Origin of the sequence: Moritella sp. JT01 (assembly GCF_001574435.1) — a bacterium.
Classification (GTDB): Bacteria; Pseudomonadota; Gammaproteobacteria; order Enterobacterales; family Moritellaceae; genus Moritella.
In genome coordinates, this window is sequence record NZ_LOCN01000036.1 from 373 (window position 1) to 12,050 (window position 11,678).

Annotated in this window: 8 protein-coding genes; 7 read left to right on the forward strand and 1 reads right to left on the reverse strand. The window is 38.3% G+C overall.

From position 1 onward, the window contains the following. The first annotated feature begins 290 nt into the window (after positions 1-290). From AKG98_RS20940 to AKG98_RS20970, 7 genes are all read left to right on the forward strand, one after another. On the forward strand, positions 291-890 hold the full coding sequence (locus AKG98_RS20940; protein WP_067050832.1) for a Yip1 family protein: 600 nt from the start codon (positions 291-293) through the stop codon (positions 888-890). Positions 891-1,620: 730 nt separating this feature from the next. After that, positions 1,621-2,334, forward strand: coding sequence for a metallophosphoesterase (locus tag AKG98_RS20945; protein ID WP_067050835.1), 714 nt, complete (start codon positions 1,621-1,623; stop codon positions 2,332-2,334). 232 nt (positions 2,335-2,566) lie between these two features. Continuing rightward, the gene (locus tag AKG98_RS20950; RefSeq protein WP_067050838.1) at positions 2,567-4,720 is read left to right on the forward strand and encodes an FAD-dependent oxidoreductase; all 2,154 of its coding nucleotides are present in this window, start codon (positions 2,567-2,569) and stop codon (positions 4,718-4,720) included. Between the two features lie 3 nt (positions 4,721-4,723). Then, entirely contained in the window at positions 4,724-6,151 is a 1,428-nt protein-coding gene (locus AKG98_RS20955; RefSeq protein WP_067050842.1) for a PLP-dependent aminotransferase family protein, read from the forward strand. Positions 6,152-6,453: 302 nt separating this feature from the next. Beyond that, positions 6,454-7,860: a cytochrome c oxidase accessory protein CcoG gene (gene ccoG / locus AKG98_RS20960; RefSeq protein WP_067050845.1), complete on the forward strand. Its 1,407-nt coding sequence runs from the start codon at positions 6,454-6,456 to the stop codon at positions 7,858-7,860. Positions 7,861-8,020: 160 nt separating this feature from the next. Next, positions 8,021-9,010 carry a serine/threonine protein kinase gene (locus AKG98_RS20965; RefSeq protein ID WP_067050848.1) on the forward strand — a complete coding sequence of 330 codons (990 nt, stop codon included), beginning with the start codon at positions 8,021-8,023 and terminating at the stop codon, positions 9,008-9,010. Between the two features lie 50 nt (positions 9,011-9,060). Continuing rightward, the gene (locus AKG98_RS20970) at positions 9,061-9,684 is read left to right on the forward strand and encodes a thiol:disulfide interchange protein DsbA/DsbL (RefSeq protein ID WP_067050851.1); all 624 of its coding nucleotides are present in this window, start codon (positions 9,061-9,063) and stop codon (positions 9,682-9,684) included. A gap of 70 nt (positions 9,685-9,754) precedes the next feature. On the opposite strand, the gene AKG98_RS20975 is transcribed toward AKG98_RS20970, so the two are convergent. Then, positions 9,755-11,416, reverse strand: a complete 1,662-nt coding sequence (locus tag AKG98_RS20975; RefSeq protein ID WP_067050853.1) for an AMP-binding protein — start codon at positions 11,414-11,416, stop codon at positions 9,755-9,757. Between the last annotated feature and the right edge of the window lie 262 nt (positions 11,417-11,678).

Consider the following 11,678-nt stretch of genomic DNA (forward strand, 5'->3'; position numbering starts at 1 on the left):
GAATACCGGCCTGTCACGCCGGGGGTCGCGGGTTCGAGTCCCGTCCACTCCGCCAACAAACAACGAAAGCCTGAATCGAAAGATTCAGGCTTTTTTTGTGCCTGAAATTAAATGTAAATACCGTAATTGCGTTATTTATAGTCTAACTATCCCAATAACGTTTCAATACCTTAAGACCAAGTTCGTACTCCGGATCACTATTATGTGTAATAGTTATTAATTCACATGGCAATCTCAATATATTCGCTAATACTTAATTTGATGAAACTCTTACATTAAGGAATTAGCTTATGTTAGTAAAACACTTATGGGGTTTATACGTACAACCCAAGGACGAATGGATTGATATTGATACGCACCATGAGTCTTTATTATCGGTAGTAGTGAGTCTGTTCTTCTTTGCGCTAATACCTGCGACGTCAGCATGGTATACCGCGTCAGTAACAGGTTGGAAGCTTGGCTTTGGTGACACAACTTATTTATCTTCCTCTAGTGCAGGGATAATGGCTGTCGGTATGGTTATTGCGAGTATTGCTATTGTGGCAACATTTTCGTTGTTTGTGCAATGGATGGCGAGTAACTTTGGATCATCATCCAGCTTTACTCAAGCGTTAGAGCTAACGACATACACTGCTGCACCTATTTTTATTACTGGTATTGCAGCTTTGATCCCTGTTGCTTGGGTGATCATGCTAGCACTATTAGTTGGGGTCGCATTTTCGGTACGGGCTCTATATACCGGGGTTCCGATTATTATGCATATTACTGAAGAACGTGGCTTTATTTATGCGTCATCTTTATTAACGGTTGGGCTTGTATTGTTTGTGGCTTCAATGGGGATCACTGTTGTCATGTGGAGCTTTGGATTAGGTCCACAATTTATTATTTAATTGGATAAACAGTTTTGCATAACAGCGATGAGGGGAATGAACATGCATCGCTGTTATTTTTATCGTGTTTATTTGATGAACTATGCTCAAATACGATCACTTGATCACGGCTATCATTCAACTTCGTTAAAATTACAAATGCTAAATTAGCTGGCCCTGCGCTTATACATATATTTCCATTTATCATCCTTAGATTACAAAAAATAAAGATTTTGTAGTCTACTCGTTTAGCTTAGTGGCATTTTCCTATACTAGGCTAAATTTATGAGTCTATTGATTCTGTAAAATCACATTTGACTAACGTTGACCATGCGTCACACGCTTAATATTCACCGAATATTTTCACTGTTGATCCAATAATACATCAATAACTTACTCAATTTCTTCTTCGTTTAATATAGCTTCACCATTTTTCCAGCGCTGCGAGCTGGTTATTTTTGTTGCCATGGATTTATTAAACTGTATCTTCGGTGTGAGTTGAGTCTTATTTTTGGGGGCTATGTGGCAAAATTGAGCAAGTAAACCAATGTCTTGATAATGTTTCGATATTCTTAAGAGGCATTATGACAATAAATTTTCAGGACAATATAATCCATTTTTTCCACTCATGTCTAGTGGATGAGACCAACGCATCAAAGATTATTCGTAACTACGGCATAATTAAAAGTGTTATTTCAAGCTTTGTTGTTCCCTGTAACAATGGTTTTAATTTCAAAAATAAAGGGTCTAAATGATTCACATTATAAGTGATTGCCACTTGGGTAATACGGAAAATGAAACGAATTTAATTAAAGCATTAATGAAAATTGGTGATGATTGTAAGTTTCTATTTGTCATGGGTGATATATACACCTCTCCATCTATAGAAAAATATAATAATTTCAAGAGTATTTTAAATGAATATGTACCAAATGCTAAAGTGTACGCAATAGCAGGAAATCATGATGATATAAATTTGATGAAAAAATCTTTTTCTGGGAGTAATATCTTTATAAAAGAAAAGGTTAATATAGATGGTATGACGTATTTATTTATTGACTCTAGTCACAAGCCTATAAACAGCATAATGATGCTTGGGTCTGGGAGAGTATCAAATAAAGACTTGTCTAAAATAAAAAAAGAGTCAAGAAAAAAAGAAGTAACAATATTAATACATCATCCAATACTAAAAGTAAGTAACTCTAAATGGTTTAATGAAATTGGTATTGAAAATGTTGATGATGTTATTAATAAGCTAAATAAAAACTGTGTGAATATAATATGCGGACATGGTCATGATTTTAACCATAACAAACACAGTACCTTTCAACAAACGATGTCCCCATCAACTGCTTATGGATTTGATTTAACCCTAGATGAATTCATGCGAACAAATAGAACCGGAGCGCTGATTTTAGAATATAAAAATCAAAAGAGTACATTTCAATATGTGAAAACGTATTGAATTTTTTGAAATGGAAATAGAGCTCTGTAGCAAAGTAAACACAAGGTGTTGATAGAGTCTCGATATTCTAAGAGGCATTATGACGCTCAAATATCAATTAATGTGGTTAAAGCCTGCGTATGAATTGATCTGTGAATATAGAAATAACAGTTAGTCGTGAGACTTTTGTGATTATTCAAGATTAAACTTACGGTAAGATTGAATAATCAATTAGCGCAAGGATAGATACCGCATGTCTACTAATGATAGTGACCAAAGATCGCATAGTAAAAAAATTATTATTTTCGTTATTATTGCAGTGTTCTCACTGTGGTACGGTTTTGATCTGAACCAATATGCTTCTCTGGAACAAATCAAAGCGTTACAACAAACCTCTGGTGATTATATTAACCAGCATCAAGCATTCGCTATGTTCGTCTTTTTTATTAGTTATGTGGTGATAACTGGGTTCTCATTACCAGGCGCAGTGTTACTGACGTTACTTGGCGGCGGGTTATTCGGTTTTGGTTATGGATTGTTACTGATCTCTTTTGCTAGTTCTATTGGTGCTACGCTGGCTTTTTTAGTTAGCCGTTATCTATTACGCGATTACGTGCAAAAGAAGTTTGGTGCCCGTTTAGATGCGATTAATAAAGGTATGGAAAAAGAAGGTAACTTTTATTTATTCTCGCTGCGTTTGATCCCAGTATTTCCATTTTTTTTAATCAATATTTTAATGGGATTAACTAAAATCAGTACTCGTAATTTCTACCTTGTTAGCCAAGTGGGTATGTTAGTTGGTACGGCTGTTTATGTATGGGCTGGTACGCAATTAAGTGAACTCAATAGTTTATCTGGTATCGCTTCACCATCGTTATTAAGTGCACTGGTACTCTTAGCTATTTTCCCTTGGATTGCCAAACGTGCCTTAGCGATGTTTACTCAGCGAAAACGCTATGCACGTTGGGATAAACCAAAATTATACGATCGTAATATGATCATTATTGGTGCTGGGGCCGGTGGGTTGGTTAGCGCTTATATAGCTGCCGCGGTGAAATCAAAAGTAACCTTAGTTGAAAAGCATCGAATGGGGGGGGACTGTTTAAATACGGGGTGTGTACCTTCTAAAGCATTGATCCGTAGTGCACATGCGGTCGCTGAAATTGGTCGTGCGAATGAGTTTGGTATTGATGTTGAAATTAAAAACATCAATTTTGAAAATGTGATGGGACGTATTCAGAATGTGATTAAGACCATTGAGCCGCATGATTCTATTACGCGTTATTCGGCGATGGGGGTCGAATGCCTAACGGCTGAAGCTAATATTATTGATCCTTGGCGTGTACAGATTGGCGAACAGATATTAACAACAAAAAATATCGTTGTCGCAACTGGAGCGCGCCCTATTATACCGTCAATTCCAGGCTTAGTAGATGTACCCTATTTAACGTCGGATACACTTTGGCAATTAACTGAACAACCACGTCGTTTATTAGTATTAGGCGGTGGACCTATCGGCTGTGAGATCGCACAAAGTTTTGCTCGTTTGGGTTCAAGCGTTACGCAAGTTGAAATGGCGGGACAATTACTGGGGCGTGAAGATACCGATGCTGTTGCTGTTGTGCAAACCGAGTTGCAAGCGGATGGTGTCATTATATTGTTAGGTAATAAAGTTGAGCGCTTTGTGAATGAAGATGGTCAATATAGTGCGGTATTATCGAATGGCGATTCAGTTGCGTTTGAACAGGTGTTTTTAGCGCTGGGGCGTCAGGCTAATACGCGTGGTTTTGGCTTGGAGGCATTAGATTTAGCCATCACAGATCGCGGTCTAATCGAGATCAATGAATACCAACAAACATCAATTCCCAATATATATGCGGTTGGTGATGTTTCTGGGCCGTATCAGCTAACCCATGTCGCGGCGCATCAAGCTTGGTATGCAGCGGTGAATGCCTTATTTGGCTCGGTGAAAAAATTTGCCACTGATTACCGTGTTATTCCTGCGGTTACGTATACTTACCCTGAATTGGCACGTGTTGGTGTGAATGAAAATGAAGCCAAACAAGCAGGTCTACTCTATCAAGTGACTAAATATGAGATTGATGATCTAGACCGTGCCATTACTGATGGTGAAACCAAGGGTTTTGTTAAAGTGATCACCGCAGCAAATAGTGATAAAATTCTGGGTGTGACTATCGTAGCTACTCACGCTGGTGAATTGTTGGCGGAGTATACGCTAGCAATGAAGTATAAATTGGGGCTGAATAAAGTGTTAGGTACTATTCACCCGTATCCAACCATGAGTGAAGCAAATAAATATGTTGCGGGTAATTGGAAACGTAATAATAGTCCCGAAAAGCTACTTGCCTGGGTTGAGAAGTTTCATCGTTATATGCGTAAAGGTTAATTCATGCTCTTACAAAAAAGTCGCTATCACGCGGTCGCGGCTGAAATTCAATTGCAAATCGAACAACGAATATGGTTACCTGGTGATCGTATTCCTTCGATTCGTAAGATGAGTAAAATTCAGAAAATCAGTCCGATGACTGTCTTAAAAGCGTATGAGTTATTAGAGTCGGAAGGCTGGATTTATGCCAAGATTCGCTCTGGTTATTTTGTTGCAGCGCATCTCAACCGTCTCGCAATACCACAGCCACTTATCCCTCAGATGATCAACCGTTCGATCAAAATTAATGAGCATGTCTTTGAAGTGCTGACAGCTTGTAAACGTCCTGATATCGTCCCTTTAGGTTCTGCTTTCCCCGACCCTGCTTTATTTCCACTGAAACAGTTAGGTCAAGCACTCGCAAAAACAATTAAAACTATGCCTGCACACAGCGCGGTGACAGAGCTTCCGCCTGGAAGCGTGGCATTACGCCGCGCAATCGCCAAACGTTACATTCGTGATGGTATTGACGTGTCTATTGATGACATCGTGATCACGTCTGGTGCAATGGAGTCATTAGGACTCAGTTTGATGGCCGTCACTAAACCCGGAGATACTGTTGCGATTGAATCGCCAGCTTTTTATGGCGTATTGCAAACGGTAGAACGGCTTCACCTTAAGGCCGTGGAAATTGCGACTGACCCACAGCTCGGGATATCAGTAGACGCACTAACAACGGCCATAAATCGACATGATATTAAAGCGTGTTGGTTAATGAGTAAATATCAAAACCCGCTTGGTGCATCGATGCCTGAAGCAAATAAATTAGCCATTCGTAATGTACTGGCGGAAAAACAGATCCCTTTACTTGAGGATGATGTTTACAGTGAGTTATACTTTTCAGAAAGTAAACCGAAACCAATTAAAGCGTATGATGAACAAGGCTTGGTATTACATTGTTCATCATTTTCAAAATGTTTAGCCCCTGGTTTTAGGGTCGGCTGGGTGGTTGCTGGTCGCTATGCGAAACAAATCGAACAATTACAATTGATGACAACACTTTCTGCCGCAGTGCCGAATCAGTTAGCGCTAGCTGAATTTGTTTTACATGGTCGTTATGATACTCATCTGCGTAGGTTAAGGCGCAAGCTCGAATCACGGCAGCAGCAAATGCAACATGCCATTGAGCAATACTTCCCAGCGGAAACTAAAATCACGCGACCTAGTGGTGGTTATTTTTTATGGGTTGTTTTACCTGATGGTATAAATACCGGTGAGTTACTCAAAATCCTATTGGATAATCATAATATCAGTATTGCACCTGGAACCTTATTTGCGAGTGATGATAAATACAAAAGCTGCATGCGGATTAATTGTTCCTATTTACTTACGGATCAAATACGCCAAGCGCTTATTACCTTAGCTCGGTGCATTACTTCATACCCAATGTAAATAAAACTGTTCTAGTATCGATTTATAACTAAAGCATCTGTTATAGGGCAGTTTAGTACTGATCTGTACTATGCTTACAGGCCCTATTTGTGTTTCAATACCTCCGCTAGTTTATAAATAATTATATCCATTAAGAGATAAATTAATTGGCGCGATATAAACTTACTTTAAAATCTATCTGTAAGTTTTACTATTGTAATAAGTGTTTGATTAAATTAATAAGTGTGAGATAAGTCAGAGGATTATAGCGACTTATTAAGCTTCTTTGATATAATTGAAGATATAAAAATAAGGAGCATGTAATGTCTGAAGAACGCATAAATATAAAAGATATAACCCCTAAAGTTAAACCTAAATATACCAACGTCGGTCCTGACAATCATATTTACGTAAGGAATATGAGTGGCGTATTTCAGCGATTGAGAAAATACGTGGGTTGGTTTTTTATGGTGTTGTTTTTAGCATTACCTTTGTTCCAATGGAATGGACATCAGGCGGTCTTATTAAACATCGTTGAGCAACGTATTCATATTTTTGCTTTAACGATTTTCCCTCAAGATCTAATGTTATTAGCCTTGCTTCTTATTGTTGGCGCATTCGCGTTATTTTTTGTCACCGCTTACCTCGGCCGAGTGTGGTGTGGCTTTATGTGTCCACAAACTATTTGGACATTTATTTTCATTTGGTTTGAAGAGAAAATTGAAGGTTCAGCAAATAAACGTTTGAGATTAAACCAAGGTCCAATAACCGCTGATAAAGTAAAGAAGAAAGCGCTTAAGCACACCGCATGGTTAAGTTTTTCGGTGTTTACGGGACTTGCATTTATGGCTTATTTTGTGCCAATTTTTGACCTTTACACTGAATTCTTTACCCTTCAGGCGAGTAGTACTGTGTACTTCTGGGTATTGTTTTTTGCATTTTGTACTTATGGTAACGCGGGCTGGATGCGCAGTATTATGTGTACCCATATGTGTCCATACGCACGTTTCCAATCTGCGATGTTTGATACTGATACATTAATTGTCGGTTATGATTTTAATCGTGGTGAATCACGGGGTCCACGTTCACGTAAAGCCGATTATAAAGATCAAGGTCTGGGCGACTGTATCGACTGTAATTTATGTGTTCAAGTATGTCCTGCAGGTATTGATATTCGTGACGGTCTACAGTATGAATGCATTAACTGTGGTGCTTGTATCGATGCGTGTGATCAAACTATGGAGCGAATGAACTACCCGAAAGGATTGATTCGTTATACCTCTGAGAATGACCTAAATAATAAACCTCATCAGAAAAGTAGATTCAAGTTAGTGGGTTACGGTATCGTAATGACACTCATGACGGTAATGTTTGCTACGAGTGTAATGAGTATTTCGCCAGTTCAAATGGATATTATTCGTGACCGAAATGCATTATATCGTGAAAATTCCGACGGCAATATTGAAAATACTTATACACTTAAGATTATCAATAAGACATCATTCACCCAAAAGTACAGTTTATCTGTTATCGACGTGCCTGATCATGAGTGGTTTGGACCCCGTGAAATTGAAGTATTGCCGGGTGAATTATTCGTGCAGCCAGTGAGTTTAGCCATTGACCCATATGATCTGAAACAACCTGTGATTAAAATAAACTTTGTGATCACTGAACAGGGTAATGAGCATTATGTCTTTACTCAACAAAGTCGTTTTATCAGCAAATTATAGTGCCTGCAATAAACTATAAATAGCTTTATAATCAATGTAAGTTAAAGTAAATAGCAAGCCCAGTCATACTGGGCTTGCTATTATTGTATCCAATCTAAGATCTGTTGTACGTCTATGATAGTTATTTGGATATAGGTACTCGTATTTTAGGAAATAAAAAATGACAGATCTACCTGTTGATTACAGTTTGCTTTCCCCTGACTTTATGTTGGATGCGATAGAGTCTATTGGTATTCGTGTTGATTCTGGGTTGTTGGAATTAAACAGCTATGAAAATCGTGTGTTTCAATTTCTAGATGAAGATCGTAAACGCTTTGTGGTTAAGTTTTATCGCCCTGTTCGTTGGAGTGATGAACAGATCCAGGAAGAGCACGATTTTTCTCTACAGTTAAAGTCAGCTGATATCGATGTTGTTGCACCGTTACAATTTGATGGTTGTAGTCTATTCATTTATCAGGGATACCGCTTTGCTATTTTTCCAAGTGCGGGTGGTCGTCCTATTGAAGTGGATAACTTAGATGCATTGGAATCGGTTGGACGTAACTTGGGTCGCGTTCATCAATTAGCGAGCAAGCAACCATTTTTGTATCGACCAACATTATCGATCGCCGAGTTTGTCCAAACCCCAAAGCTGATATTGCAACAGAGTAATTTTGTACCTAAGCAATTAGAAACATCATTTTTTGATGTTTATGATACCTTGGAAAAAGAAATTACGCTGCAATATAAGCCGGATGATAATCAGTTAATTCGCTTACATGGTGATTTGCATGCGGGCAATATATTGTGGCGTGATAAGGTCACATTATTGGATTTTGATGATTGTCGTCAAGGACCCGCGGTGCAAGATATATGGATGATGCTACACGGTGAACGGCATGAACAATTATTACAATTGGAAGTGATGTTAGAAGGTTATGAAGAATTCTGTTCTTTTGATCCAAAACAGCTGAAGCTAATTGAACCACTACGTGCGATGCGCATGATGAACTACATGGGATGGATTGCTAAACGTTGGGGTGACCCTGCTTTTAGTCGCCATTTTTCTTGGTTTACGGATGAGGATTATTGGCAACAACAGGTTAGATTTTTACATGAGCAGATTGATAATATGCAAAAACCGCCGTTATCTCTCATTCCTAATTACTAATTTTTTGTACAGTTTATAATGTCTAATTGAAATTTTCAGGAAGGAAAATAATGAAAAAACTATTTATATTGATCACTGCAATGTTATTTTTACCATTTGCGAATGCTGCACAGTTTAAAGAAGGTGTGCATTATGATGTTATCGCTGAGCAGGCAACATCAACACCGCAAGTTGCTGAATACTTTTCGTATTATTGCCCACACTGTGATAAGTTCGAACCTATCATGACAGATGTAGCAAAACGTCTTGTTGATACCGATATTAAAGTAGAAAAAAATCACGTTGCTTTTATTGGCCGTGAAATGGGTATTGAAATGCAAAAAGCATTTGCGACTGCAGAGTTGTTGAATGTTGAACCTAAAATGTCATCTGCTATTTTTACTGCGGTTCATGATCAAAAGCGTCGTTTCTCTGGCCGTGATGATATCCGTACTGTATTTATTGACGCAGGTATCAATGGCAAGAAATTTGATGCAGTAGTGAATAGCTTTGCGGTGAAAGGTAAAGTAGCACGCATGGATAAAAATACGGCTAAGAAGAATATCCGTGGTGTACCAGCATTAATCGTTAATGGTAAATACCAAATTAACATGGGTAGTATTAAAGCGCGTGGTGAAGAGTTCAAGGTTAAGCTAACCGAACTTATTAAATACCTTGCAGCAAAAACGGATTAATTTATGGCTAGATTTTAGGTATAAAAAAGGACGCTATTGCGTCCTTTTTTATTACCATTAATGTTTTAGCTTACTTTTCCCACACAATCTTATCTTGGTGGTTTTCTTCGTAGAAAGGTTTAAAACGGCTTTCTAGTTCATGGCGCTTAAATTTAAGTGTTGGTGTTAATAAACCATTATCCACTGTCCATTCATCTTTTAAAACAATGATATGACCAATGCGAGAGTGTGATTCTAATGATTTATTAATATGCTGGCGTGTTTCTTCAAGGTTAGTTGTCATCGCTTCTTGACCTAGTTCACGCGCTTCTGGTGATAACACCACCAATGCAACTGGTTGTGTTAAGGCTGTACCGGTAATACAGATCTGCTCAATATTTGGATTCTCACCAAACTTACATTCAATCGGTACTGGTGTTACGTATTTACCTTTTGAAGTCTTGAAGATGTCTTTTACACGCCCGGTGATTTTCACATAACCATTGCTATCAATTTCACCTTTATCACCCGTTTTGAAGTAACCTTCTTCATCGAATGATTCTTTGGTTTGTGCTTCATCTTTGTAATAACCAGTCATGAGGCCATCACCTTTCACTAAAATTTCGCCAATTTCAGAAATTTTGAGATCAACACCTTCACCTGGTTTACCAATGGTGCCGATTTTTTGCGGGTTGAATGGGTAGTTTAGGGTGCCGTAAGCGAGGTTTTCTGTCATACCCCATGCTTCCGTAATATTTAACCCAAGACGCTTATACCATTCTAACAATGCTGGCGATACAGCCGCTGAACCACAGCCTAGTATTCGGGCATGATGTAAACCCAGACCGCGTTTAATTTTAGCTTTTACTAAACCACTAACGAATGGGATCTTTAGTAGGAAGTTAAGTTTGTGTGCAGGCATTTTTTGTAATACGCCCATTTGGAAGCGAGTCCATAGACGTGGTACAGAAATAAATAGCGTAGGCTCTACAGATTGGATATTACTGACGAAGGTGTCGAGTGATTCAACAAATGATACCACCCCTTCACCGGCATAAATACTTCCGCCCTCAATATATACCCGCTCAGTAATATGTGCCAATGGTAAGTAAGATAGTAGGCGGTCGCCTGCGATAAATTCGAAGCTCTTGATGATATTTAATGATGCGGATTTAAATGCCGCAAATGTGATCATGACGCCTTTTGGATCACCTGTACTACCTGAAGTATAAATAATTGACATTAGGTCTTCTAGATTGATGTGTGCAGGTGTTGCTAATGGCTGATGTTGTTCAAGTAGATCATTCCATTTGTATTGACAAGTCACTGTTTTATAAGGGTAGCTGATAGTGATAATATCTTTGGGTATCTTATCTTCTAGACTTTGATAGTTATCTAACTTACCAATAAACAGTACTTTTGCTTCACTGTGCTCTAATACATAGTTAATGGTTTTCGCGTTTGCGGTTGAATAAATGGGCACGCTAATATAACCCGCGTACATGATTGCTAAATCGTTAATAAACCATTCGGCGCTATTTTTTGCCAGAATCGCTATTTTGTCACCTGGTGCTAATCCAAGTGATTGGAGTGCTTGAGCAATACGTTTTGTTTGGTCTGCAACTTGAGACCACGTGAACTCGTGAAATGTCCCATTAATAGGTTGGCGTAAATATACCTCATTGGCACGATGCTTTTCCCAGTGCAATAAGGCATCGAGAGGTGTGTCTAAGTTTAGTGCTAATGTGCTCATATGTGGTCCCAAAAAAAGATTAATGCAACAATGCCTTAACAGTTATAGCATGTTACACCTTGTTTCGTTTAAGATTAAAGCAAAAGTGAGATCTCAATGTCACTTTAGAACTAAAACTCTATTTTTGGCAGTTTTTATGTCTTTTATTACCCCTAAAGCGTTATTTTATTGGGGGATTTTAAAATAACAATGAAGTAGCCCACAAAATCATGATTATAATATTGTAGGCGTGATTGTTATTTACGCTGCTTTTATGTTGCTG